The 25,880-nt window shown below is 44.6% G+C and carries 21 protein-coding genes; 3 read left to right on the top strand and 18 right to left on the bottom strand.

From position 1 onward, the window contains the following. Window positions 1-27: 27 nt before the first annotated feature. The 4 genes from hemW to D6V41_RS04190 form a co-directional block, all read right to left on the bottom strand. Window positions 28-1,179, bottom strand: coding sequence for a radical SAM family heme chaperone HemW (gene hemW, locus D6V41_RS04205; protein ID WP_136250231.1), 1,152 nt, complete (start codon window positions 1,177-1,179; stop codon window positions 28-30). A 54-nt stretch (window positions 1,180-1,233) separates the two neighbouring features. Further along, a complete protein-coding gene (rdgB, locus tag D6V41_RS04200) occupies window positions 1,234-1,842 on the bottom strand; it encodes an RdgB/HAM1 family non-canonical purine NTP pyrophosphatase (RefSeq protein ID WP_136250230.1) in 609 nt (202 codons plus the stop codon). Continuing rightward, entirely contained in the window at window positions 1,839-3,062 is a 1,224-nt protein-coding gene (gene srmB / locus D6V41_RS04195) for an ATP-dependent RNA helicase SrmB (protein WP_136250229.1), read from the bottom strand. The genes rdgB and srmB overlap by 4 nt, the downstream gene beginning before the upstream one ends. Window positions 3,063-3,142: 80 nt before the next feature. Continuing rightward, window positions 3,143-4,360, bottom strand: a complete 1,218-nt coding sequence (locus tag D6V41_RS04190; protein ID WP_136250228.1) for a multifunctional CCA addition/repair protein — start codon at window positions 4,358-4,360, stop codon at window positions 3,143-3,145. 170 nt (window positions 4,361-4,530) lie between these two features. On the opposite strand from D6V41_RS04190, the gene D6V41_RS04185 reads away from it, so the two are divergent. Together D6V41_RS04185 and D6V41_RS04180 are read left to right on the top strand one after the other, a co-directional pair. Continuing rightward, window positions 4,531-5,442, top strand: coding sequence for an ExeA family protein (locus D6V41_RS04185; protein WP_136250227.1), 912 nt, complete (start codon window positions 4,531-4,533; stop codon window positions 5,440-5,442). Then, complete coding sequence (locus D6V41_RS04180; RefSeq protein WP_241664422.1) at window positions 5,435-6,811, top strand: general secretion pathway protein GspB; 1,377 nt, start codon at window positions 5,435-5,437, stop codon at window positions 6,809-6,811. Before D6V41_RS04185 ends, D6V41_RS04180 begins: the two co-directional genes overlap by 8 nt. 12 nt (window positions 6,812-6,823) lie before the next feature. On the opposite strand, the gene D6V41_RS04175 is transcribed toward D6V41_RS04180, so the two are convergent. From D6V41_RS04175 to D6V41_RS04135, 9 genes are all read right to left on the bottom strand, one after another. Then, window positions 6,824-8,041, bottom strand: a complete 1,218-nt coding sequence (locus D6V41_RS04175; protein ID WP_136250226.1) for an HD-GYP domain-containing protein — start codon at window positions 8,039-8,041, stop codon at window positions 6,824-6,826. A gap of 88 nt (window positions 8,042-8,129) precedes the next feature. Continuing rightward, entirely contained in the window at window positions 8,130-8,729 is a 600-nt protein-coding gene (leuD, locus tag D6V41_RS04170) for a 3-isopropylmalate dehydratase small subunit (RefSeq protein WP_136250225.1), read from the bottom strand. Between the two features lie 125 nt (window positions 8,730-8,854). After that, window positions 8,855-10,255: a 3-isopropylmalate dehydratase large subunit gene (gene leuC / locus D6V41_RS04165; protein ID WP_136250224.1), complete on the bottom strand. Its 1,401-nt coding sequence runs from the start codon at window positions 10,253-10,255 to the stop codon at window positions 8,855-8,857. 89 nt (window positions 10,256-10,344) lie between these two features. Next, window positions 10,345-11,433, bottom strand: a complete 1,089-nt coding sequence (leuB, locus tag D6V41_RS04160; RefSeq protein ID WP_136250223.1) for a 3-isopropylmalate dehydrogenase — start codon at window positions 11,431-11,433, stop codon at window positions 10,345-10,347. Between the two features lie 2 nt (window positions 11,434-11,435). Continuing rightward, window positions 11,436-12,986 (bottom strand): 2-isopropylmalate synthase, encoded by a 1,551-nt coding sequence (gene leuA, locus D6V41_RS04155; protein WP_136250222.1) that lies wholly within the window; start codon window positions 12,984-12,986, stop codon window positions 11,436-11,438. Window positions 12,987-13,296: 310 nt separating this feature from the next. Continuing rightward, a complete protein-coding gene (locus tag D6V41_RS04150) occupies window positions 13,297-13,857 on the bottom strand; it encodes a CHRD domain-containing protein (protein ID WP_136250221.1) in 561 nt (186 codons plus the stop codon). Between the two features lie 189 nt (window positions 13,858-14,046). Next, window positions 14,047-16,263 (bottom strand): malate synthase G, encoded by a 2,217-nt coding sequence (locus tag D6V41_RS04145; RefSeq protein WP_136250220.1) that lies wholly within the window; start codon window positions 16,261-16,263, stop codon window positions 14,047-14,049. Between the two features lie 155 nt (window positions 16,264-16,418). Continuing rightward, complete coding sequence (locus D6V41_RS04140) at window positions 16,419-17,366, bottom strand: LysR family transcriptional regulator (RefSeq protein WP_136250219.1); 948 nt, start codon at window positions 17,364-17,366, stop codon at window positions 16,419-16,421. A 306-nt stretch (window positions 17,367-17,672) separates the two neighbouring features. Then, a complete protein-coding gene (locus D6V41_RS04135; protein WP_136250218.1) occupies window positions 17,673-19,274 on the bottom strand; it encodes an isocitrate lyase in 1,602 nt (533 codons plus the stop codon). Between the two features lie 624 nt (window positions 19,275-19,898). On the opposite strand from D6V41_RS04135, the gene D6V41_RS04130 reads away from it, so the two are divergent. Continuing rightward, on the top strand, window positions 19,899-21,356 hold the full coding sequence (locus D6V41_RS04130; protein ID WP_241664421.1) for an alkaline phosphatase: 1,458 nt from the start codon (window positions 19,899-19,901) through the stop codon (window positions 21,354-21,356). Window positions 21,357-21,393: 37 nt separating this feature from the next. On the opposite strand, the gene D6V41_RS04125 is transcribed toward D6V41_RS04130, so the two are convergent. The 5 genes from D6V41_RS04125 to D6V41_RS04105 all read right to left on the bottom strand — a co-directional run bounded on the left by D6V41_RS04125 (window position 21,394) and on the right by D6V41_RS04105 (window position 25,721). Then, the gene (locus D6V41_RS04125; protein ID WP_136250217.1) at window positions 21,394-22,101 is read right to left on the bottom strand and encodes a VC0807 family protein; all 708 of its coding nucleotides are present in this window, start codon (window positions 22,099-22,101) and stop codon (window positions 21,394-21,396) included. Between the two features lie 186 nt (window positions 22,102-22,287). After that, entirely contained in the window at window positions 22,288-23,577 is a 1,290-nt protein-coding gene (locus D6V41_RS04120) for a glutathionylspermidine synthase family protein (RefSeq protein ID WP_136250216.1), read from the bottom strand. A gap of 20 nt (window positions 23,578-23,597) precedes the next feature. Further along, the gene (locus tag D6V41_RS04115; RefSeq protein WP_136250215.1) at window positions 23,598-24,191 is read right to left on the bottom strand and encodes a DUF1190 domain-containing protein; all 594 of its coding nucleotides are present in this window, start codon (window positions 24,189-24,191) and stop codon (window positions 23,598-23,600) included. Between the two features lie 33 nt (window positions 24,192-24,224). Beyond that, entirely contained in the window at window positions 24,225-24,641 is a 417-nt protein-coding gene (locus D6V41_RS04110) for a DUF350 domain-containing protein (RefSeq protein WP_136250214.1), read from the bottom strand. 24 nt (window positions 24,642-24,665) lie between these two features. Beyond that, window positions 24,666-25,721 (bottom strand): ion channel, encoded by a 1,056-nt coding sequence (locus tag D6V41_RS04105; protein WP_136250213.1) that lies wholly within the window; start codon window positions 25,719-25,721, stop codon window positions 24,666-24,668. Between the last annotated feature and the right edge of the window lie 159 nt (window positions 25,722-25,880).

Below are 25,880 nucleotides of genomic sequence, written 5' to 3'. Positions count from 1 at the left end.
ATGTTCGTGCGAGTGCTAAGTTTTTGCTTAAACAAACTCTGACAATAAGGAATTAAGATAGCGTCTTCCCAGCTCGCTTACTTGCCAAACATCATTGTCTTCAAGCAAAAGGCCTTTATCGACAGCGATATTAATGCGCTTTTGCTCTTCATCATTAAGCCTACGACCCGTGCATTTCTCAAATTCATTGACCGGGCAGGGCTCCAGCAGTCGAAAGCGGTTCATAAAGAACTCAAAGGCCAGATCGTCATCGGCCACCTGGTGTTTTTTATACATATAGGGTTTGCTTAAATCCATGTAGCCTTTTGGATGTTTCACTTTTTCAGTACGCAGAATGGAACTGTCACTCGTATCAGTGATTTTACCATGAGCACCACAGCCTATGCCCAGATAATCGCCAAAGCGCCAGTAATTCAGATTGTGCTGTGACTGATGTCCCGTTTTTGCATAGGCTGATATTTCGTATTGCTCATAACCGTTTTCGGCAAGTAGTTGAGCACCTGCGATTTGTATATCCCAAAGCACGTCGTCTTCAGGAAGTTTTGGCGGCTTTGAATGAAAGAGCGTGTTCGGCTCAATGGTGAGTTGGTACCATGAAATATGCGGCGCTTGTGCTGAGATGCTATGACGAAGGTCGCTTAGAGCATTTTCAAGACTTTGCTCAGGCAAACCGTGCATAATGTCGGTATTAAACGAACGCAAGTTTAGGTCTTTTGCATAAGCGATAGCGCTACTTGCCTGCTGTGCATCGTGAATGCGCCCCAGTATTTTCAAGTGTTGCGGCTGAAAGCTTTGAACGCCGATCGAAATTCGATTGACTCCCGCTTGTTTGAACCCCGAAAAGCGCTCAGATTCAACGGTACCGGGGTTAGCCTCCATGGTTATTTCAGCGTCCTGTGCAAGCGGTACACGCGCTTTTACGCCATCTAGCAATGTGCGCATGGCATAAGGACTTAATAAGGAGGGCGTGCCACCCCCGATAAAAATACTTTGTATGGTGCGTAGTTTAGGGCCATCGCTGATAAGTGGGATATCGGCCTCTAAATCGTCAAGCAGATGAGCAACATACTCAGCTTCGGGAATACCGCCCTTTAATTGATGAGAGTTAAAATCGCAATAAGGACACTTTTGCACGCACCATGGCACATGAATGTATAAGGAAAGGGGGATGGCAGTCACGGCGTAGCGCTCATTAAATTTGCGTTGTGCAATCAGACAAAAGTAACATGAGCCTTAGATAAGCGTTTCAACAGCTTGCATAAGCTGTTTTAGCGCTTTACCTCTGTGGCTTTCTGCATTTTTTGTGGCTTTATCAAGTTCAGCAGCGCTGCAGTTATGTTCGGGTAAGAAAAATATCGGATCGTAGCCAAAACCACCGTCTCCACTTGGGGCCTGTGCAATTTCGCCCTGCCATTCTCCCAGGCATAGAATGGGAGTTGGATCTTTTGCATGGCGCATAAACGCAAGGGCGCAAACAAACTTCGCTTTGCGGTTTTTTACGCCGCTTAACTCATCAAGCACTTTTTGATAATTGCCTACATCATCCCCGTGTTTACCACTATACCGTGCGCTGAAAATACCTGGCGCGCCGTGCAGAGCATCAATCACAAGTCCGCTATCGTCAGCAATTGCCGGAAGCTTGGTTTCTTGTGATGCATGTCGCGCTTTAATAATGGCATTTTCAACAAAAGTGGTACCGGTTTCAGCCACGTCTGACACTAAAAATTCAGATTGCGGACTAACTTTAATGCTGTACTGCTCAAATAAAGAAGCAAATTCAGCGACTTTGCCTTTATTGCCGGTGGCTAAGACAATTTGTTGTACAGGAAGGGAAAACCTCATTTTTTGCTACGCTTTTTGCTTGTATCTTTGCTCTTCTTACGCTTTGCCTTGTTTTTAGGTTTGCTCTTTTTTACTAACTTTGGTGCTTTATGTTTGGGACGCAATCCATCAACCACTCGTGCTTTAAACGATTCACCTGTGTAGCGTTCAATTTTTCCTACCCAGATATAGTCATGCGCTTCAATCAAGGAAATCGCGGTGCCTTTTGCGCCAGCACGGCCAGTTCGGCCTATGCGATGTACGTAAACGTCTGCGCCGCGAGGCATATCATAGTTAATTACATGACTCACATTGGGAACATCAATGCCGCGGGCAGCAACATCGGTGGCAAGTAAAATCTTTGCTTCGCCCGACTTGAATTTTGCCAATGCTGCGTTGCGTTTATCTTGTGGCATCTCACCTTGTAAATAGACCAGTCCATATTTATTCATCAATTTATCTTTAAGCGCATGTAAACGCTCTCGCGTTTTTATAAACACGATACATGACTCAATACTGTGCTGTAAGTGATGCTCTAAAAGCGCGTCTTTGTGCGCTAAATCGTCACACAGGTGAAACCACTGTAGCGTTTTGGCTTTTTCCTTGCGAGAAGGACTGGCATTGAACTCTTTCGGTTCATTCAGCAATTCCTGGGCAAAGGTTCGTACGCCTCGCCCTTCAAGAGTGGCAGAAAACAGCATACTCTGTTTACGCCACCTGGCCTCAGCCGCAATTTGATTAACTACCGCAGAAAATCCCATATCCAGCATACGGTCTGCTTCATCAAGCACTAAAGATTCAATATCTCTGCAATCAAAGCTTTCTTTTTCAATATGCTCAAATAAGCGCCCGGGTGTGGCAACAAGAATATCCGGCTTTTGTTCAAAAATGGCTTTATCAGTACCGTAGTTAATACCGCCAGTTATCACATCGCATCGAAGCCCGGCAAATTTGATAATTTTATTTGCCTGCTCAGCTACCTGAATAGCGAGTTCTCGCGTTGGCACAAGGACCAGCGCTCGTGCGCTTCCGTTTATACGCTTTGGGTGATCGAGTAAATATTGCGCAACCGGCAATATGTAAGCGGCGGTTTTACCGGTACCGGTGGGCGCGCTGGCAAGAATATCAAAGCCTTCCATTGCATCGGGGATCACCATTGCCTGAATACTCGTTGGCTGGGTATAACCCATTTCAGCCACGCCGCGACAAAGCGCGTCATCTAATTCGAGTTCTTCAAACATGCAATAATCTCCAGTTCACTGAGGTGATTTTTAAAGGTAAAACGGGGGGGTAGAAAAAATTGGCTGAAGTGTACACTAGTTTATGGGCTTTGTTTAGCAATCACTTCTAATCGGGCCTGATGAAGCATCTGTTTTATTTCAGGTCCTTTCGCGCCGTTTTGCACAAACTGCTGTACATCAATTTTGCCTAAGTCTACAAGTAGCTTGCGCCAGTATTCATATTGCGGATAAGGGCGATTAGCAAAATGCTTACGCCCTAAAAAATCGCATTTACAGGTTAATAAAAGCTGTTCAAAGCGCTGCGGTCTTCGCCATGCATCAGCCTTGTTCAGCACATTAAGAATATCTTCAGGTGAATTTTCAAACACGCGATGGATCACAGAATGATGCTGACTAACCAATAAAGCTAAATCCCGACATTGATTAGGTACTCCAAGCCGCTTACAGAAGTTTTCAATGGCACTTAGTCCCAAATCGTCATGACCATGATGAGACGGCCAGTTGGTCACATCGGTAAGGGCTTTGCCCAAGTCATGCACTAAAGCAGCAAAGCGAACGCTAAGTTCGTTACTTAAGGCAACGGCTTGCTGCAGTACCATCATGGTATGCACGCCAGTGTCAATTTCGGGATGCCAGTCAGACGGATTGGGAATGCCCCAGAGCTTGTCCAGTTCTGCAAACCAATGTTTGAGGGCATCAACCGATTTTAATGTGGTGAAATACACCTCTGGATGCGACTCGCTGAGCGCCTTTTCCGTTTCTTGCCAAACTCGCGGCGCGCTTAAATCCGCTAATTCGCCGCTTTGAGAAAGTTGGCGCATTAAATCCAGCGTGCTGCTGTGAACATAAAAACCGTATTCATGATAGCGCGCTGCAAAACGAGCCACGCGAAGCACACGCAAAGGGTCTTCAACAAAGGCATCGCTTACGTGTCGCAAAATACGCTTGTTTAAATCTGCCTGACCATTGAATGGATCTATAATCTTCCCATCTGAGTCCATGGCCATTGCATTAACGCTCAAGTCTCGGCGCATAAGATCCTGCTCAAGCGTGATATCAGGTGAAGCATCGCATTCAAAGCCAGTATAGCCTCTACCTTTCTTACGTTCTGTGCGCGCGAGGGCGTATTCTTCTTTTGTTTTTGGATGCAAGAATACAGGAAAGTCTTTACCGACTTGCGTAAAGCCTTTATCAAGCATTTGCTGTGGCGTCGCCCCAACAACCACATAATCGCGCTCTGTGACTTTGCGATTAAGCAAGGTGTCGCGCACCGCGCCGCCAACCAAGTATATCTGCATACTGAATATCGTCTAATAAAGTGTTGCCAATAAAAGCGGCGATTAAAAAAACTGACGCTTAAAATATCATAATAACCCGGGTGTCGCGAAGAAATACTATATTGACTCATGTCCGGTATCTGCTAACGTACGCGCAAGGACTTTTTGTACGAACAACCGAGTATCAAAGCGTGTATTTAAATTATTATGGATTAACGGATAATCCTTTCTCAATCGCACCTAATCCCGATTATTTGTTTATGAGCACGCGACATAAGCAGGCATTAGCGCATCTTACCTTTGGATTGCAGGAATCCGGTGGCTTTGTGATGTTAACGGGTGAGGTTGGCACCGGTAAAACCACCGTCTCGCGCAAATTAATGCAGGACTTGTCAGACGATACTCAAACCGCAGTGATCCTTAACCCAACCCTGTCAGCTCTGGAGTTACTTGCCACGGTTTGCGATGAACTGGGTATTGATTACGACGAATCAAAAGCATCACTTAAAACCTACACCGACAGCATTTTAGGTAAGCTTGAAGATAATCATCAGCGGGGAATGAATACCGTTTTGATCATCGATGAAGCGCAGCATCTCTTGCCAGAAGTGCTTGAACAACTGCGTTTGCTCACTAATCTGGAAACCAATCGTGAAAAGCTGTTAAAAGTGGTTTTGATCGGACAGCCCGAATTGCAACATCTACTGCGACGAAACGAGCTTAGACAATTGGCACAGCGTGTAACGGCGCGCTACCATCTTTTACCGCTAACTCAAGATGAAGTAAGCACATATATTGAACATCGACTTAGCGTGGCTGATTCTGCGCAAAGTCCGTTTACAAAAGCAGCTTGCGAACTGATATTTAGCATATCTGGCGGTATTCCCCGTGTAATAAACTTGCTTTGCGACAGGGCCTTGAGCCTTGGCTATTCCCTGCAGCGCCCTTTTATTGATCATCAAGTTATGATGTCTGCGAGTTATCAGGTGCTTGGTGAAGATATCGTCATGCAAAGACAGCAGAGCAAGTGGCGAAAACGATATGTTATCGGCTTTATTGCGGCATTAATCGGTGGTTTAGTGATTGGAGGGATCTATGCCTGACAAGCACGAAAATTCCTCTGTTAAAGTGCTTTTAGTTTCCGAGCTCAAGCCGGGCATGATGGTGACTCAAGTGCTAGAGCAAAACGGCCCTGTGAAGATTCGTCGGGTCGGGATGATTAAATCTGAAGCCATGGTAAAGGGCTTAACCGAAATGGGTGTTTTGCGCGTCGAAGTGGATGACGCCCAGAGTTTTGTTCTCGAACAAGAGAGTACAGAGCAAAGCAACATTAGTACTGATAAGCCTGGAATCACCGTTAAAACGCCCACCGCAACACAGCGCTTAATGGCTCGAGACAAGCAAGCGTCAGCCGTTGACAGGCAGCTTTCCCAACAATTCCACCGTTCGTTATTTATGCCTGCCATAGACGAAATGCCGTCTAAATGGCGCTTGTATGGGCTGCCATACTCTCTTTTATTGGGTGCTATTGTTATTGGGTTTGGGCTTGGGTTTTCAATTATGCAAGTACCCTCGTGGCTTTCGAAAACGCCACAGGAAGTGGTGTCACAAACAAAGGGCAGCCAGAATAGCACTGCTGCGCTTACCGGTCATTTAAATGAAGCAAAAGAAGCCACCCCTGGCTCAAACGGAAAAAATCAAAATGAAAATGAAGATAAAGATAAAGACAATATAGGTGAAATACCACCCGTGCTCGATTCACAAGATACTGAAACCGCACAATCGCTGACACGAGGATTAAATGAAGCGACAGATGAAGCAGCAGAGCAAACGCCTGAGCAAATGCCTGAGCAAACGCTAAGGGCTGAAGATAAGAGCAATCAACGCATTGTTAACGGTATTGTGCTAAATGAAGGTGAGACATTATTAGGATTTGGTGCCACCGATGAAAGTGAGCCGACAAATCAAATAGAAGAAGGTATTAACAGCAGGGCAGGCGAGGGCGCTGCAAGTTCACAAGATCTTCTCCGGCGAGTGCAGCAAGCTGCCGCAGAGCTTGAGGCAGAAGGTAGCGAGCAGGACGATGAACAAATACCGGGTTTTACTGAGAATCCCTATGAATCTGCTCTTGAACAAAACAATCTGGACGACATCATTACCGATAGCGGTGTGTTGCGCGCACCCGCGCGGCCGGTGGGACAATCCCGAAATCCGTCTGGTCAAGACAGGCAGAGCCTACAACGCATTGACCAGTTGTCACCAGCCATACTCACTCAAATACCGGCAATGAGTTTTAGTGCTCATATGTATGCTTCTAATCCACAAGATAGATGGGTGCGTGTTAATGGATTGCGTTTGTCAGAAGGCGATGCAATCGCTCAGGACCTATCGATAGTTGAGATTGAACCTGAGCGCATTATTCTCGACTTCAGGGGAACCACATTTTCAATGAATGCGCTATCGGATTGGTAAAATTAGAGTGACTTAAGAGCGAAATACCTTTTTGAAAAACTGAGGCAAATTAAGGTCAAATTCCTCAGGTCGCACTACACTTTTGATTTTATCGCTTGATTTACTTAAGTCAGTTAACTTCACTTCTGTGTGCATTTTATTTCGAATGCTATAAAAACTCATTACTTTCGGTTTAAGTGGGTATTTAGGGTGCTTTTGCACCACAATGGCAAGTTTGCCACTGCTTAAATGCACTAAAGCGCCTACCGGGTACAAACCTATTGCTGCAATAAATGCTTCAACCAGCTCCGAGTCAAAAGAGGCGTCTGTTTCCAATTTCTCAAGAACATCTTGTGCTGTTCTTGATGAGCGGAACTTACGATCAGTGATCATGGCGTCATAGGTATCAACCAAGCCCGCCATTTGGGCATAAATTGATACCGCCTCTCCCGATTTTTGCTTAGGATATCCGCTACCATCAACGCGCTCATGATGATTTAGGATGACCTCTCTAACCATAGGCGGCAAATCCGCATAGCGTTCCACAATCTCTGCGCCAATATCGACGTGAGAGCGCATTAGCGTAAGGTCTGCTTGAGAGTATTCGTCTTGTCGCGCGGCAAGCTCATCGGGCAGTAATGCCATGCCTAAATCCATCAAAAGACCGGATAAAGTCAGATCTTCTATTTCTGCTTGTGTCATACCTCGATGGGTCGCAAACATGCTTAATAAAATGGCGCAATTTAGCGAATGCTCTACCAGGTAGTCGCTGGTGTCTTTTAGCATAACGAGGCAGCTAAGCGCTTCGTTATTTTCAAACACAGAGTCTATGACATCCTGGCACATGGCATTCAGTACATCAAAATCCGGGGCATCCCCGCTTCTGAGCTGCTTAATAAATCGCGACTGCAAGGCACGCGCTTGTGTATAAAGCTTATCTGCTTTGGCAAGGTGCTCCTGATGCTTTGCAAAATCCAATATTTGCGGTGACAAAGCAGGTTTGTGCTCAACACTTACATCGTTTTCTTTCGACAGCTTGGTGATATCGGTTTGTGATTTGACGTGAGATGCATGCACACTTTTGTCTGCATCGATAATAATACTTTTAACGCCTCTGCGTTTGAGACTCTCTATGGTCGCTGTAGACTTAATCAATCCCTGACTTTTTACTTGCAAATTGGTTTCGCATTCATGAAGGCTTACGAGGTACATCCCCACCTTTACTTCATCTATTCCAATGCTTTGATTCATGCTGATTCTTTTTACGCTATCGTGATTGAAGGAGCCGATGCCAAAACTGGCTTTGCTGTGTAAACGCTATCGGCCAACTTCACGATTTTTAAAGCCAAATTTGCCGTTTTCCTTCAAATGCACTAATTTTGCTATCTAGCTCCAAAGTTTGCCCAATCGCATCCAAGCCTTTGATTAAATTATGTTTATGATGTTCCGCTATATCGAAATTGAATGATGTGTCGTCAAAATTGATGGTCTGCTCGGGCAAATCAATACTTATTTCAAGATCGGGTGAGGCGCTTACCGCTTCAAATAGCGCTTGTACTTGTGCACTTGAAAGCGCAATCGGTAACAACTGGTTATTGATGCAGTTGCCATAGAAAATGTCAGCAAAGCTAACAGCGATGATGGCTTCAAATCCATAGTCGGCAAGCGCCCATGGAGCATGCTCTCGGCTTGATCCACAGCCAAAGTTTTCACGGGTAAGTAAAATAGTTGCCCCTTTATGTACCCCTTGGTTTAGCGAAAAATCGGGGTTAAGGACGCTTTCGTTTTTATCCAGATAGCGCCAGTCGTGAAAAAGGTGTTTTCCGTAGCCGCTACGTGTAACGCCAGTCAAAAATTGCTTGGGGATGATTTGATCTGTATCGACGTTAGCTTGATCAAGAGGGGCTGCTCTTCCGCTTATTTGTGATATTCCGCTCATTATGGGTCTCTATCTTTTTAAATTTGCTGTAATGAATGACTTATTTAACGCGTTTTTGCATATTGTGCTTATTGCTGTGTATTTTTCATTGATCTGACACTTTGACCTCGCGCTTTGACTAGGCACTATGATTTAAAGCGACGTGCATCCGTAAAACGACCTTCTATTGCAGCCGCCGCTGCCATCTCAGGGCTAACTAAATGCGTACGAGCACCACGGCCTTGCCTGCCTTCAAAATTTCGATTGCTGGTGGATGCACAGCGGTCGCCTTCATTAAGCACATCATCATTCATACCTAAACACATTGAACAACCCGGCAGGCGCCATTCAAAGCCGGCATCAATAAATATTTTATCGAGCGCTTCAGCTTCAGCCTGTTCTTTTACCGCCACTGAGCCTGGAACAACAATCGCGGTAACGGAGTCTTTGACCTTTCCCTGTTTGGCAACAGCAGCGGCAGCTCGTAAATCCTCAATGCGGCTATTGGTGCAAGAGCCGATGAATACGTGAGAAACATCCACATCAGTAAGTTTTTGCCCGGGCTCAAGGGCCATGTATTTTAGCGCTTTTATTGCTGATGCTTTTACGATTGGGTCGGCAAAATCATCAGGTGAGGGAACCGCTTCAGTTACTGCAACAACCTGTCCGGGATTGGTGCCCCAAGTAATTTGAGGTGCAATATCTTCGGCCTTAAGCTTAACGAGCGTATCAAACTTTGCGTCATCATCTGAAAAAAGTGTGTGCCAAAAGCTAAGCGCCTTATCCCAGTTCTCGCCAGAAGGCGCAAATTCCTTGCCCTTTATGTAGGCATATGTTGTTTCATCTGGCGCAATGAGGCCCGCTTTTGCGCCTGCCTCGATGCTCATGTTGCAAACCGTCATGCGCTCTTCCATTGAAAGCGAACGAATGGCGCTGCCTGCATATTCTATAACGTGTCCGGTGGCACCAGCGTGCCCAATTTTTCCAATAATGGCGAGAATAATATCCTTTGCGGTAACACCTAGGCCCAGTTTTCCCTCAATGCTTACGCGCATATTTTTCGCACGGGACTGTTTAAGCGTTTGCGTGGCAAGTACATGCTCTACCTGAGAGGTACCTATGCCAAAAGCAAGTGCACCAAAGGCACCATGAGTCGCGGTGTGAGAGTCACCACAAACAACAGTCATACCTGGCTGAATAAGTCCTAATTGTGGGCCAATAACATGGACAATGCCTTGATTTTTGTGCCCTACAGGATAAAGCTCGATTCCGTGTCTGGCGCAATTTACGGCAAGGGTATTTAGCTGTAATGCGTTTTGCGGCCCGCAGGCATCCAGTGCCAGCGAACGTGTCGATATACTGTGATCCATCGTGCCAAAGGTTAAATCGGGTCTTCGCACTTTACGATTTTTCTCATCCAGCCCGGCGAAGGCTTGCGGCGTCGTAACTTCATGTATGAGGTGACGATCAATATATAGGAGTAAATCCTCGCCAATGCTATCGACTAAGTGCGCATCAACGATTTTTTCATAAAGTGTTTTGCCCATATGGCGTTTCCTTTCAATCAATTCTGTAAGTATGTTCTACTGGCCAACGAAGGCGTCTGTTTATCTGAGTTGAGCTGGCAACCCAAAATTCAGCGACATAAATTTGCGATAAAGTCGCCTACCTCGCTGGTGCTTTTCGCCGTTTCGCGTTTGTCTTTTGGTAATAGCTCTGCGGTAAGCATACCTTGCGAAAGTGCAGTCACCACGGCCGATTCTATCTTATCTGCGGCAGCTTCTTCGTTAAGGGAAAATCTCAGCATCATAGCGGCAGACAAGATCTGCGCAATAGGATTGGCAATGCCTTTTCCGGCAATATCCGGAGCTGAGCCTCCAGCGGGTTCGTACATGCCAAAGCCGTCCGCATTGATACTGGCAGAGGCTAATAAACCCATAGAGCCTGTGATCATGGCACATTCGTCAGATAAGATATCACCGAAGAGATTGGAGCAAAGCAGCACATCAAATTGAGCTGGATTCACAATCAGTTGCATGGTCGCATTATCAATATAAATATGTTCAAGGGTAACCTGCGGATACTCCTGAGCAACTTCTTCGACCACTTCTCGCCACAGGCGACTGGTCACCAGCACGTTGGCTTTATCAACTGAAGTGACCTTGTTATTACGTTTGCTGGCCGCCTGAAAGGCCGAATGCGCAATACGGCGTATTTCAGCGCGGGAATAGCGCATGGTATCAAACGCATTTTGTGACTCACCTTCGCCCTCTACGCCTTTTGGCTGGCCAAAATAAATTCCCGACGTCAGCTCTCTTACTACTAGCACATCGACGCCGCTTGCAGCAATGTCTTTTCGAAGTGGGGATAGGTCTTCCAGGCCTTGATAAATGCGAGCAGGACGTAAGTTACTAAACAAATCAAAATGACTGCGCAGGGTCAACAAGGCCGCTCGTTCCGGGCGCTTCTCAAGGGGAAGGCTATCCCATTTAGGTCCGCCTATTGAACCGAATAAAATGGCATCGCTTTGTTCACACGCTTTAAGAGTAGATGCTGGCAGTGCTTCACCGCAAGTATCAATTGCATAGCCGCCAACCGGATGCGCTTCTCGCGATAAGGTAAATCCAAACGATTGCGATACCGCATCCAGTACCTTATTAGCTTCTTTCATGACCTCCGGGCCAATGCCATCCCCCGCTAGCACCGCAATTTTGTGTTCCCTCATGCTTACACTCCTACAATTTTTTGTTTTTGTTGATCTATTTGATCGGCTAAATGCATGTTATTAAGCACAAATATTAAGGCTTTAACGCCAGCTTCAACAATGTCTGTGGCGAGTCCGATACCGTTAAACCGGCGATGATTGTACTCAACTATCACACTCACTTGCGCCAAGGCATCGGCACCTTCACCTTTGGAATCAAGTTTAAAGTCAACAATATCTAAGTCGTGTCCTTCGATAGCTGAAATAATAGCATTAAACGCGGCATCAACCGGGCCATTGCCTGTTGCCGATTTGGTAAGGCTTTTTTCTCCGAGCTCCAAACTTACCGTTGCCGATGGGATAATATTATGCCCCGATGTCGCATGCAGGTATGTAAGCTTATAGTAGGCATCTTCATGTTTTTGTTGATTAAAAAACAGAAGCGCCTCCAAATCGTAGTCAAATACCTGGCCTTTTTTGTCAGCCAGCTTTAAAAAGGCCGTATAGACTTCATCCAAATCATATTCGTCGCTTTTGTAACCTAGCTCACCTAAGCGATGCTTAATAACGTGCCGACCAGAGCGTGAAGTCAGGTTTAAATTGTTTTTATTTATGCCTACGCTTTCAGGCGTCATAATTTCGTAGGTATTTTGGCCTTTTAGTACGCCATCCTGATGGATACCCGAGCTATGGCTAAAAGCGTTTGCACCAACAATGGCTTTGTTTGCCTGTACGGGCATATTGCATAATTGACTGACAAGTTTAGACGCTTTACTGATTTCCTGAGAGCGAATGTTGGTTTGCAAACCGAGCATCTGTTCGCGGGTTTTAAGCGTCATGACAATTTCTTCAAGCGAACAGTTTCCTGCGCGTTCACCAATGCCATTCACGGTACATTCTACTTGTCTGGCTCCTGCTTGCACTGCCGCCAGCGAATTGGCCACTGCCAAACCTAAATCATTATGGCAATGCACCGAAATTACGGCTTTATCAATGTTGGGCACGCGATCGAACAATGATGAGATTATGCCGCCAAACTCAGAAGGAATAGTGTAGCCCACTGTATCAGGAATGTTCACTGTGCTAGCGCCTGCAGATATAGCGGCTTCGACCATGCGGCAAAGGTAGTCGATATGCGTGCGTCCTGCATCTTCACAGGAAAACTCTACATCATCAGTGTATTTTCTGGCGTGTTGAATAGCTTTGATGGCCATTTCGACCACTTCATCCTGGGATTTGCGCAGTTTAGTGTCTACATGAATATCAGACGTTGCAATAAAAGTATGGATGCGAAATTGCTCTGCGACGCTTAAAGCCTCGCCACAGGCGTCTATGTCTTTTTCCAATGCTCTTGAAAGGCCACACACTCTGGCATTTTTAACTTCGCGCGCAATCATTTGAACCGACGTGAAATCGCCCGGTGAGGAGACAGGAAAGCCAGCTTCGATAACATCAACGCCGAGACGCTCTAGCATAAGAGCGATTTGCAGTTTTTCGCGAGCACTTAAACTAGCGGGTAAGGCTTGCTCACCGTCTCGTAGCGTGGTATCGAAGATAATAACTTGCTTTTCCATATGTTCACCTTCTTTAATAATTTGCTGATATCTTACTTGTATCTTTTATCCAACATAGCCACAGAAGTTAGCAGCCATAAAAAAACCCGTGCTTTACACGGGTTCTGAAAATTTTAATACAGGCTACCCGTGCGCCTAATTCGCCAGACCGAGTAGAAGTAAAATGATTATTGCGTTATTTTTCACTTTTTAAAACAAACCTTTCTTTAAAATCATCTTTTCCTGTATTTAGGCTTATGAATGTAATCGTCTTTAGACACTGGGTCAACCGTAAAATGTCAGTTTTACGCATTTCATTCATAAATTGCGCTTAGTTTCGACGGAGTATGAGAATTAAGGCGACGAAAAAGATAAATCCAGCAATCGCAGGTGCGTTAACAGCTGCAAGTTGTCCTCGTATTTCACCGCTTCCATAATCGAGAGTATGTAAATTGAGATAGAGTCCGCCGGCATATAAGTTGGTAATGAGTGCGCTGTCAAAACTAATGCCTGTTGCCATAACACTGATACCCGTTGCCGTTTCACTAAAATAGCTAGCAAGACTAAAAGGCACCACTATCGGGCCATTTTCACCTGCAAAGCCATTATGAATATGAAACGGTCCAGCGTTACCAAAGGCTAAGCCTCCATCAGGAAAGGTAACGTCCGCAAGGCTGATCCCGGTAATTTCTGCCATAATATCGACGGTAGACGTATCGGTATTGAACATCAAGGTAGCCATACCTGAGGCATCGCTGGGCGTGGGATTACTTGGCGCCACTTCTTGACCATAGTCCAGCATTGCTGTGGCTTTAATGATGGCCGCTTGAGTTAGCAAAGAAAAACTGACTAAAAATCCTGCTAAAAGCGCCTTATTGAGTGATTTGTACATACTTGCTCCTTGTAAACCGTTATTAACCAGTATTAACCGGTATTAAGAGTACGAGTTAACCGAGCTTTTAATGTACGTCTACGACGCTCGAATGTTTGCCAGGATATGTTCATTCGCAAATCAAGTTATTGTAATTTAGCGAAAATATATCCTTCAATGCAGACTAGACCTCTTTTTACAAATAAGCAATTATTTATCTGCTAACAGTGCTTTCATTTCCTTTCGACGCTGATGCAAAAGCGGCTCTGTGTAACCGTTTGGCTGAACCTTGCCTAAAAATATAAGGTCCTTGGCCGCCTGAAAACCGATACTATTCTCCAAATCTGGCAACATTGTAATATACTCGGGATCTGCCTGATTTTGCTTATCTACAAGCGCTGCCATTCGATTTAGCGATTCATTGACCTGCTGTGCATCCACCAGTCCGTGCTCAAGCCAATTGGCGATGTGCTGACTTGAGATACGCAAGGTCGCCCGGTCTTCCATTAATCCAACGTTGTTAATATCGGGGACTTTCGAGCAACCTATCCCTTGATGCACCCAGCGAACCACATAGCCTAATATGCCTTGCACATTATTATCCAATTCACGCTGAATTTCGGCAGCGCTCAACTTGCGGTCCTTTTCAAGCAGGGGAATATCTAAAATTGTATCGATGCCATCAAATTCCTGCGCTTTAATCACTTGCTGTAAAGCAAATACATCAACTTGATGATAGTGCAATGCATGTAATGTAGCAGCAGTGGGCGAGGGCACCCAGGCTGTGCTTGCCCCTGCCTTTGGATGATTAATTTTTGCTTCCATCATTGCATGCATTTGATCAGGAATTGGCCACATCCCTTTGCCTATTTGCGCTTTTCCGGATAAGCCGCATTTCAGGCCAGTAGACACATTGGCTGTCTCGTAAGCTTGCAACCATGGGCGAGCTTTCAGTTCACCTTTTGGTGCAAAGGGACCTTTTAACATAGAGGTATGAATTTCATCCCCGGTTCTATCTAAAAATCCGGTATTAATAAAAACTACGCGCTCTTTAGCCGCTGCGATACATTCGCTTAGTTGCAAGCTGGTTCGCCGCTCTTCATCCATTATGCCGACTTTTAGGGTAAAACGTTCCAGACCAAGCATATCCTCAATCATGGCGAATAAAGTGTTCGTAAATGCAACTTCTTCGCTGCCATGCATTTTAGGTTTTACAATATAAACACTGCCTTTTTTACTGTTCTCAAAGGGGCTGTTTTTAAGTAAGTCGTGCTTGGCAATCAAGCTGGTAATCACACCGTCCATGATGCCTTCAAAAATGGGTTGCTCATCTAATAAAATGGCGTCGTTTTGCATTAGATGACCCACGTTTCTGACAAACATTAAGCTTCTTCCGCTTAAAATCAAGGTGCCACTGTCGAGCGTGTTATAAATCCGGTCGGCATGCATTTTACGGGTTATGGATTTTCCATTCTTTTGCATACTAATGCTTAAATTCCCCTGCATCAGACCTAGCCAGTTATTGTAAACCAGCGTTTTATCCTCTGCATCAACTGCAGCGACAGAATCCTCACAGTCCATGATTGTGGTAATGGCCGACTCTAACAAGATGTCTTTGAGGGCTGCTGGGTCGGTCTTTCCTATGGCGTGATTGGCATCAAACTGTAATTCAGCGTGCAGGCCATTATGTCGAATTAAAATCGCTGTAGGCGAGTTGATGTGGCCTTGGTAGCCGACAAATTGTTCCGCTTGTTTTAGCGTTGTGCGCGTGCTGTCTTTGAGTGTGACGCTTAAGAATCCGTCCTCAATGCTATAGTGTGTGCTATCGATGTGACTGCCCTGTTGCAGCGGGGCAATAATATCCAGGTATTTTCGGGCAGCGTGAATAACTTGTTCACCGCGTTTGGGATTATATTCACCTGTATTTTTTGTTGCCTCTGACGTACTTTCGGTAAGATCTAAGGCATCTGTTCCATAAAGCGCGTCATACAAACTTCCCCAGCGAGCGTTCACCGCATTTAATGCGTAACGTGCATTGTTTATAGGGACAACCAGTTGCGGACCAGCCATTGTTGCCACTTCATCATCAACATTTGCAGTACTAATGACACTTGTGCTTTCGCTGGCAGGCGCATCATCATTATTAAGCAGGTAGCCAATATCAAGCAAAAAGCGTTTATATTCCTCAAAGCTCTCTTCTTTATTTTGTGAACGATTTTGCGTATGAAACTCGTCAATGGCGGTTTGCAGTTGTGTTCGCTTATCAAGCAATGCCTGATTTGTTTCACTCAATTCAAGGAGTATTTTTTCAAAGCCTTGCCAGAAGGCTTTTTCATCCACTTGGGTACCAGGTATAGCATCTTGCTTAATAAAGTCATAAAGCGTCTTATCTACGCGCAATCGTCCAATGCTTATATAATCTGACACGAGTTTCTCCCGTTGATGCCTGTATCTGTACCTTGACTCAGTGTAAGAAAACAAAGACCTAATGTTTAGTTTATGAATGATATATTAAGCATAAATTTCATGAATGAAGTGTGGCGCACGTGTTTAAGTACCGCCACGCCTCGTTTTTGTGCTGCTTATGCTTGTTGGGTCATTTCCTGAGCTACTTCGTTAATTAAGCGTCGTAGCCATATATGGCCGGCATCGTGATGCAATAATGCACTCCATGCCATCTTCAGGGCAATCGGCGGAATGTCAAAAGGCGGCGGAACCACTTTAATAGCCGGGTCATCTTTAAATATCTTTGCAGCTTTGCTTGGAAGCGTTGCAATCAGGTTTTGCGTTTTGGCGAGTTGCAAAGCGGCGTGATAGTGGCGAGTAAAAACACGAATATCGCGCTGCTTACCCAGTTTAATAAGCTCTGCATCTACCCATCCAAGCTTTTGAACTTCCGTTGGATCGATACCTACGCCGACACCAAATCCTGTTTTACTTACCCATATATGTTGGCCGCTCAGGTAGGCATCCAAATCAAACTTGTTTGCACTTGGGTGGTCAGCACCAATTACGCAGGCAAAGGTATCGTACCAAATCACTTTTTGATGGAAAGAAAGAGGAAGCTCGTCAAAGCGATTGATTGCCATATCGACTTTGCCTTGCTCAACGTCATGAAAGGTCACATCTGACGGGGTGATAAGGTCGAGTGTAATATTAGGTGCGAGCTTGGATAAGCGCCCAATAAGTTCAAGCAAAAGTGTCGATTCAGCGTAATCACTGGTCATGATCCTAAAGGTCCGAATAGACGAGGCTGGCTCAAATTCAACTTCTGGCTGTATTGAAGATTCCAAACGGCTCAGTACATCACGAATAACAGGTCGCAATTCTAATGCACGTTTGGTGGGTGTCATACCGTCACTGGTGCGAACAAGTAAAGGATCTTTAAATAAGTCTCTGAGTCTTTTGAGGCCATTGCTCATGGCTGGCTGGGTGATGCTTAACTGATTAGCGGCTTTTGTAACGCTGCCTTCCCGAAGTAATACATCTAAGTAAACAAGTAAATTTAAATCTACCTTTGCTATGTTCAACGCATTTTCCTTGGCTGTAACTGATATAACGCTTAAAGATAACACTATCATAAGGCATTATTGGCGTGAATATGCACAAAGTTTGCGCTAAATCAAAAAAATGCTTGGCTATACTATATTGAAAGCATCCTGTTGAAGAAGAGAGTGAGCAGAGCTATCCATCAAATTAAAGCGATTCAACATGATGCTTTCAATATTGTATTCCCATAAAAAAACGCCCCGAAGGGCGCTGAACAAGAGTCTCGACTCATTTAAGTTGTCTGGCATCACGTGGTAGTGATGCTGCGATCTACACCGTATCTTGTGCTAGGCTACAACATCAAACTGATTCATGGTGTTGTCTTCACCAGAGGCTTTTAGGGCTTGCTCACCAGAGAAATACTCTTTATGTGTATCGCCTAAATCAGAACCCGCCATGGCCTGGTGCTTAACGCAGGCTAGTCCCTGCCGGATTTCCTGACGCTGCACGCCTTTGACATAAGCCAGCATGCCTTCTTCACCAAAGTAGCCTTTTGCCAGGTTGTCAGTAGACAATGCTGCTGTATGATAAGTTGGCAAGGTAATTAAATGATGGAAAATACCTGCTTCGCGTGCTGCATCGGCCTGGAAGGTTTGAATTTTTGCGTCCGCTTCTTGCGCTAGCTCAGAATCATCATAAACTGCAGACATCAATGCATTTCTATCGTAGCCGGTAGTGTCTTTCCCTTGCTCTTCCCATAAATCAAAGATTTGCTGACGGAAGTTAAGTGTCCAGTTAAACGAAGGACTATTGTTATAGACCAGTTTAGCGTTGGGCACCTCTTCACGAATCGCGTTGACCATTGCGGCAATCTGCCCAACGTGCGGTTTTTCTGTTTCAATCCAAAGCAAATCGGCACCGTTTTGCAAACTGGTAATGCAGTCAAGTACTACGCGATCAAACCCGGTATTTTCTTTAAATTTGTATAAACCGTTTGGCAAACGAACCGGCTTTTTAAGCTTACCGTCGAGTTTCATCACGGTGTCGCCTTCGCCCAGGTCATCAACCGAGTTGACGTCAGTGATTTCTAAAAACGCGTTATATTGTGCGGCCAAGTCGCCCTTGCTTTGAGATACAGGGATTTTTTGTGTAAGGCCTGCACCCAGTGAGTCGGTTCGGGCAACAATTACACCATCGTCGACACCTAACTCCAAAAAGGCATAGCGCACGGCATTAATTTTTGCCAGAAAATCCTCATGCGGCACGGTCACTTTGCCATCTTGGTGACCACATTGCTTGGCATCAGACACCTGGTTTTCGATTTGAATGCAACAAGCTCCTGCCTCAATCATTTTTTTCGCCAGTAAATACGTGGCCTCTTCATTTCCAAAACCTGCGTCGATATCTGCGATGATCGGCACTACATGGGTTTCAAAATTGTCGATTTTATTCTGAATATCGGCTGTATCGCCGCCTTCAGCTTTTGCTTTATCGAGCTCGTTGAACAGGTTGCCAAGCTCTCTGGCGTCGGCTTGTCTTAAAAAGGTATATAGTTCTTCAATCAAGGCCGGGACCGACGTTTTCTCATGCATGGACTGGTCAGGCAGAGGACCGAATTCAGAGCGCAGCGCAGCCACCATCCAACCTGAGAGGTACAAGTAGCTTTTGTTCGTTGTACCCTGATGCTTTTTGACTGCAAGCATTTTTTGCTGACCAATAAAACCGTGCCAGCAACCTAAAGACTGAGTGTATTGCGAGCAGTCCGCATCGTACTCAGCCATGTCTTTGCGCATAATTGCCGCTGTATATCGGGCGATATCAAGTCCGGTTTTAAAACGGTTTTGTATCTTCATGCGCGCAGCGTACTCGGGACTTATCGCGTTCCAGGCGCTACCTTGTGCTTGTTTTAAATTGGCGAAATGTTGAATGTCTTGTTGATAGTTTGACATGATTGCTTCCTCTAGGTTTGCCGATGGCATTGAGGGCATTTAACGTGATAACTTGCGATTTCGCTGTGAGCTTTCTCTGTTTGAGATAACGCCTCAATTTGAGATAAGGAAATCAAAAATTATTGGGTTAAGGCCCTTGACCGTTAATTCATCCTAGAGCGCATGAGCTGATAAAAAAAATATATAATTTTCATTTTGATTATTTATTTTATGAATGATTATTGGTCTCGATTTCGCAGGTGCAGCATTTTTGACTGGGTTTTTGCAACGAAGTGATGTGCAATTCTAGTAGCGCTGAGCGACGTTCTTAAACCGGATTCAGGTTATTTAGTATGTAGGCAAGCAAGCCCATGCGATATATTTGCAAGCTTATGAAATACTAAGGCTTATTCGATATAGTGACCTCACTGCCATTTTTCCATGTTTATAATGAAAATGGTCACAAACTTTTCAAGTGAAAGCGATATTCGGTGTATAATTTTGCGTTAGCTCACAAATGCTTTAAGTCAAACGCTTCAAGCTCTGGGGCCAATGCTCGTACTTAAATGAAAAATGCTCGTACTTAAACGAAATATATATCCAGAAATAAAGCGAAAGTGTCAGTCACTTTAAATTAGGACAGATATGAAACAAAATATAGAAAACGCGACAAATAAAAAAGCCTCACCACTGACGCGCTTAATTAATTTATCTAAAAGCGTCGCGCCAATAAGCGCAGGTGCACTGCTGATGTTTAGTGCCATGGCTTACAGTCAGACAGAAGCACTTGCTACGGCTCCCCTTGCTACAAGCCAAAGCGAACAGGTCGCTTCTGTCAACAGTCTAAGGATTGAAAATCAAGACGTCCCCAAAAATATTGTTATGGTGATTGCCGATGGTATGGGGCCAGCCTATGTTTCAGCTTATCGATATTTTAAAGATGATCCCTCAACAGAAGCGGTTGAAACCACTATTTTTGATGACATTTTGTTAGGTACTCAACGCACTTATCCTCATGCTGAATCTGGGTATGTGACAGACTCCGCTGCAAGCGCTACGGCTTTAGCTACCGGATTCAAAACTTACAACGGCGCCATTGGGGTGAATGTAAACAAAGAACCTTTGGAAACGGTGCTTCATGCAGCGAGAAAGCAAGGTATGAAAACGGGTTTGGCCGTAACATCCACAATTGTGCACGCAACGCCAGCCTCATACATGGTTGCAAATGAACAAAGACGCAACTACGAGCAAATAGCCGATAGCTTCTTTGACGATCGAATTAATGGTCAGTTTCTCGCAGATGTCATGTTGGGAGCGGGGCAAACCCATTTTATACGAGAAGATCGGAATCTGGTGGCTGCGTTTGAAGAAAATGGCTATCAGTATTTGTCGGATTATTCTCAGTTGGAAGATGTTGATTTAAGCAAGCCGATGATTGGTCTGTTTGGTGCAAACAGTTTGCCTTGGGCTTTGGATGATACGAACCCTCATCGCTTATCAGCGCTCACTTCAACCGCTTTAAATGCGCTAAACAACGAAGCAGGTTTCTTTTTATTGGTTGAAGCAAGTCAAGTTGATTGGGCAGGGCATGCAAATGAAATTGCATCTGCTATGGCCGAGATGGATGATTTAGCGGTAGCCATGCAGGTACTTGAAAAATTTGCAGTTGAGCACCCGGATACCCTCGTACTGCTAACTGCGGATCACAGTACAGGCGGACTCACAGTGGCTGGCGCAGATGGGTATCGCTGGGACCCTAAGTGGCTTAGCAATTTTAAAGCCTCAGTTGTTACAATTGCCAAAGAAATGATGCAGCACGAAGATCGTAAAGGCTATGTAGAGGCACAGTTTGGTTTTGAGCTAACTGAGGATGAAGTTGCCATTATCGATTCTGCCAACAGTGAAATGGAATCTCGTCAAATTGAGAATTTATTAAAAGGGATTGTCAACGAACGGACTAATACTGGCTGGACCACAAACGGACATACTGCGGTAGATGTGAATATTTATGGCTACGGACCGGGAGCCAGGCACTTCAGTGGCAACTTAAACAATACCGATATTGCCGAACGATTGTTTAAACTCATCAAAGCGCGCCAATAGGCGCGTTTTTACTATCACTATCTTTTTTAACCCGGACTTATTGATTCAGAAAGGTTTCAATCGGCTCACCTGTGCAGTGGCTGATTTGTTTAAAAAGATAAATCAAAGCGGTAATGAGCAAAACCATGCTTGGAACGACGATAACAGGATAACTTAGGGCCGTCATTCTGCCTAATTCTTCGGTGTATGCCGTTGTGCCGGGCTCTGAGACCAAGATGTATTTCGCCAGGCCATAATTTAAGGCCGATGATAAGAAAAACGAGCTAGCGACAATGTAAGAGCTTACTGCAACTTTCTTGTTAAAGTCGGTATGCGCCTGTTTTTCATCGAGGCTGGCATTGAGCTTATCCCAGTTAATAATTTGGTCATTTAATATCAGCATTTTAACCAAAGGCTTATGCCCAAACTGGGTAAACAGTACCGCTAAACCAATAATAGCGGGAATGGCCGCTTCTTTAATTGCCATGTATTCGGCCGGCAGTTTTAAAAGGCTAATACCGCCAGTCAGCAATACACTAATGATCCCCAAAACAGAAAACCCATTCACTTTTTTGGTTTTTTTAAGGTCAAAAAGTCCAAAACACAAAGGAAAGGCAAGGGCAACTACCACACTCCATGCCGGGCCTAAATATTCTTCTGAACTCAGGTAACTCATTACGAGCACAGGAATAATAATGTTAAAGACAAGATTGCCGAAAAAGCCACCTTGCTGCTTGGGTTTTTGTGTACTGTTTTGTGATGTCATTTACTGCTTACTCAAATTGCGAGTGCGCTATTCTACAAAAATATAATCAATATGATAGTTAAAAGGACGAGGAATTTGTAACAAGGTTCAGTAGTACTGTGTAAGCGTTTGTTTTTTAGTTGTTAAAATTTACAGCAAAGGTCAACACTCGCCAGTATATCTTCATCGTAATTTTTTATAAATCTGCTACAAGATGACATGAGGTACAAAGCGAGATAGGTCCTGAGTAATGAGGTCCTTATCTTCTCTTAATGATATTCCCGCTGCTTTATTGTCGACGAGCCATGAACCTATTAAGGTATGATTGTCGCCAAATTTAGGCAAGGGATGATACGCTTGATACACAAAGCCCTCTTCGCCATAGGGGCCGTCACTTTCATGCAATACTGTTTTTTGGCGAGCTCGAGTTTCTCTCTTTTTAGCCCGCGCGTTTTGTGACTGCTCTAGTGACTGCTCTTGGGGCTGACAGGTATCAACCAGATTTTCTAGAATGCTTATATTGGCACCTTCTCTTGAATAAAGCGGCTTTCTTACCCACTTGTTATTTAGTGATAAGTCAGCAATAGCCTTGGCCGTTTTAGCCTTAGCGATATTTTCAATGTCGCTGGCAAAGTAAGCAGGTAGCAAGTTAGGGTGTCCTTCAAAGCTTTCCCAAAGTAGCGCCAGAAGACCTTTATTCGACAGCACAGATTTCCAGAGAGGCTCTACCCACTTAATATCTTGATTTACTGCGTATTGACCAAATTCTTCTCGCTGCATGAACTCCCAAGGGTAGAGCTTAAAACATAATGAAATTGGCTGATCGTTTAAATCGGTCAATTGAAGATGTTCGTTAAGGCCAATATCTTCAACAAACACGAACTCTGTATAAATTCGTGCTTCGGCTGCACAATCCTGCAAATATTGTATCGTGCCTCTATCCTCTACCGTGTCTTTGCAACATGTCACATGCATAAAATCTGTTTGATAATGGCGTGCGATTTTTGCCAGTTGGGCAATCAGTTTTTCCTGAAGCGAATTAAATTGATCAGCCCCGCGAGACAAGCCACCGGTGTCGACTTTCTGCTCTAGCCACAGCCATTGCCAAAACCCGGTTTCGTATAGGCTGGTGGGAGTGTCGGCATTGTTTTCCAAAAGTTTTGCTGGCGACTTGCCATCATAACTAAAATCCAGACGTGAATAGAGAGAAGGGTCTTTTGCATGCCACGAATCAGCAATGCTTTGCCAATATGCAGAAGGGATAGCCAGTTTTTCGAGCAGAACTTCATTATTAACAACCTTGTCGACGATGTGCAGACACATCTGATGAATTTCTTGTGTTGGCGCCTCCAGGTCATTTTCAATTTGTGCAAGACTAAACTGATAATAGGCACTTTCATCCCAGTAAGGCTCGCCATACATGGTATGAAAGTGAAATCCGTACTCGTGCGCCAAGGATCGCCAGTGAGACCGCTCTTGTGTGGGAATTTTAAACATCAGCGGCTAATAACAAGGGTTTAGCCACCCCAGCCACGGCTGCTCGGGCGGTACGAAGACGAAGACTTGGCCATTTGCCCAAAGCCGCCACGTTTAAGCGTACTGGTGTTAAATGGGCGCTTATCAAAAATACTGCGCTTGACTTTAAAATTGCGTTTTCTGATATCACCAAGGTCAAGGCCATCGGGCGTAAACCAGCGATTTCTTAGCGGACTGTAGCGACTGTAAGAGGTATACATGGGCTGGTAGAAAGGGCGTCTTGATACCATGTTGCCAACCAGATAGCCAGCCATTAGAGGCATGTAAAAACTGCCGAATATCGTATTTTCCTCACGACATTGATTCGGACCAAAATCGTACTCACAATCGTATTCTGTATCGTACTTTGGGCCTGTTTCTTCGGCGTCTTTTAGCGCCTGCTGATAGGTGGTAGTACATACATCGCGCAAACCGGGGTAACCGTTTGTGCAATCATCAATGCTTGTAAAAAGCTGAGCGTCATCTCGATTATCCGCACAACCACTTAAAAAGATGCCTGCCAAGCCTAAACTAAGCGGTGCAAGCGAAACCGATTTGCGCATACGCGATAAATTAATCCGGCATGAACGCTTCATTAATTTCTCCCCTCTGATATGACAAATGTATTGTTAGTAGGTCATGCATGCAGCATTAATCAAACCAATCGCAATCGACACGCAGGCTAAAATAATACCAGCAGACACTTCGTTGTTCGCAATTCGCTCTGCAATTTTTGGCATAAAAGTAAAACGCAAAATGAGAAAAGCAAGAATTTGCGCAAACGTTGCAATAAGTGCCCAAATGGCGTAATCAAGCAAAAATTCAGAATTGGAGATTGCGCCTGCTAGTGCAATAGCAAAGCCGATCATTGCACCGCCAAAACCTATCGCAGCCGCGATATTTTGCTCATCTCTTACCAACTGCCACTCATCATGCGGAGTGACAAAGGCATACACAATTTTAAATACAAAAAATGCCACAATGGATATAACGAAGTAAAGTGCAAAACTGCTTAAGCCTGCCAGCGAATCGTATAATGCGTCCATAATTTCCCTTACTAAATCTGCAAGTTAAGAATGATTGAAGCTCGCCCAGTCTATATCGTTGATTCGACTATCGGCGATGTAAAAAATTTTATCTCCCGCTACAAGTGTTTCTGAAAGGTCGGGATTGACACTGATATTATGAATATCGTGATGTTTGGCAAAGCCAATAAACGTTGCGTTGTAGCGTTTTTTGAGCGCTAAAAACATTTTTTCAATGACTACCTGCTCAGTATTTTCGGGGATAGTGGCAGAAAACTGCGCTTGCCCTTCATATACATCCAGAAGATCGTGATGAAGCAAACTCGAACCGGGATCAAAGGCAGATTTTGCCAGCATTTCAACGGCTACACTGGGAGTGCATTCAATTTCAGGGCAGTGCTTTTGCAATAAAGGCACTAAACTCTCATCATCAAAATACGCCACCTTGTGCGCTTTTTGGTTACGTTTTGAGCAGTATAGCGCCGTGGTCATTGTCATATCATCCTGGGGATTATCAATTACAATGGTGGCTGCTGTTTCGATACAGGCTCTGTCCATGTCTTCGTCATTATTAAAGGATGAAACCTTAACAAAGTCGATTCTGGAAGGCATTGGATTCTCAATATCGGCTCGCACGCAAAGCACGATATCAGGATTGTGTGAGGAGTTGGCTTTTTCAATCAGCAATAGCTTTAGTAATTGCATGGTACGTTTACCGTTCCAGCCAATGATCAATACATGATTTGTCACGTTCAACTGGTTCAAACCTTTTGCTCCTTTTTGCCATTGTTTTGCTACCCAGTTTGCGATCCTGCCTAACAAGAGCGCAAAAATACTCAAGCCCATTGGAATAATGTAAAGCGCGACCACCGATTTGCCCATCTCGCTGGTTGGCGACATATCGCCGTAGCCTACCGTTGAGCCAGTAACAACCAGATAATAAGTAAAGTCGACAGGATTGAGCAGCGCTGTTTCGCCCGCTATAAAAAGCAATAAATAACTGGAAGCGACATAAAAAAGCGTAAACATGACAATAATGTACCAGCGCATTTCGCTTAAGTACTTTGACATGATTCGCTTCACTTTAATCCACGTTGTCATACTGTTGTTATTATTTAAGTAAGAGATAAGACCAAGCCAAGGTAAATGATGTATCCACAGGCGAGAAATTATTATAAAGAATGCATGTTTACACAAGGTTTATGCGTTAAGAAAAAACAAACCCAGCGTTAAAGCTGGGTCAAACACACAACAAACATT

Source organism: Ningiella ruwaisensis, from assembly GCF_004798935.1.
Taxonomy (GTDB): Bacteria; Pseudomonadota; Gammaproteobacteria; order Enterobacterales; family Alteromonadaceae; genus Glaciecola; species Glaciecola ruwaisensis.
This window is presented reverse-complemented; position numbering and strand designations above follow the sequence as displayed.

Excerpts from the sequence above, each read along its gene's own strand:
- leuD (WP_136250225.1), bottom strand. The coding sequence starts at position 8,729 with ATGAGCGGAATATCACAAATAAGCGGAAGAGCAGCCCCTCTTGATCAA.
- leuB (WP_136250223.1), bottom strand. The coding sequence starts at position 11,433 with ATGAGGGAACACAAAATTGCGGTGCTAGCGGGGGATGGCATTGGCCCG.
- rdgB (WP_136250230.1), bottom strand. The coding sequence starts at position 1,842 with ATGAGGTTTTCCCTTCCTGTACAACAAATTGTCTTAGCCACCGGCAAT.
- D6V41_RS04150 (WP_136250221.1), bottom strand. The coding sequence starts at position 13,857 with ATGTACAAATCACTCAATAAGGCGCTTTTAGCAGGATTTTTAGTCAGT.
- D6V41_RS04120 (WP_136250216.1), bottom strand. The coding sequence starts at position 23,577 with ATGTTTAAAATTCCCACACAAGAGCGGTCTCACTGGCGATCCTTGGCG.
- D6V41_RS04175 (WP_136250226.1), bottom strand. The coding sequence starts at position 8,041 with ATGAATCAAAGCATTGGAATAGATGAAGTAAAGGTGGGGATGTACCTC.
- srmB (WP_136250229.1), bottom strand. The coding sequence starts at position 3,062 with ATGTTTGAAGAACTCGAATTAGATGACGCGCTTTGTCGCGGCGTGGCT.
- D6V41_RS04190 (WP_136250228.1), bottom strand. The coding sequence starts at position 4,360 with ATGCAGATATACTTGGTTGGCGGCGCGGTGCGCGACACCTTGCTTAAT.
- D6V41_RS04110 (WP_136250214.1), bottom strand. The coding sequence starts at position 24,641 with ATGGACGCATTATACGATTCGCTGGCAGGCTTAAGCAGTTTTGCACTT.
- leuC (WP_136250224.1), bottom strand. The coding sequence starts at position 10,255 with ATGGGCAAAACACTTTATGAAAAAATCGTTGATGCGCACTTAGTCGAT.
- leuA (WP_136250222.1), bottom strand. The coding sequence starts at position 12,986 with ATGGAAAAGCAAGTTATTATCTTCGATACCACGCTACGAGACGGTGAG.
- D6V41_RS04135 (WP_136250218.1), bottom strand. The coding sequence starts at position 19,274 with ATGTCAAACTATCAACAAGACATTCAACATTTCGCCAATTTAAAACAA.
- D6V41_RS04105 (WP_136250213.1), bottom strand. The coding sequence starts at position 25,721 with ATGACAACGTGGATTAAAGTGAAGCGAATCATGTCAAAGTACTTAAGC.
- D6V41_RS04115 (WP_136250215.1), bottom strand. The coding sequence starts at position 24,191 with ATGAAGCGTTCATGCCGGATTAATTTATCGCGTATGCGCAAATCGGTT.
- D6V41_RS04130 (WP_241664421.1), top strand. The coding sequence starts at position 19,899 with ATGAAACAAAATATAGAAAACGCGACAAATAAAAAAGCCTCACCACTG.
- D6V41_RS04180 (WP_241664422.1), top strand. The coding sequence starts at position 5,435 with ATGCCTGACAAGCACGAAAATTCCTCTGTTAAAGTGCTTTTAGTTTCC.
- D6V41_RS04125 (WP_136250217.1), bottom strand. The coding sequence starts at position 22,101 with ATGACATCACAAAACAGTACACAAAAACCCAAGCAGCAAGGTGGCTTT.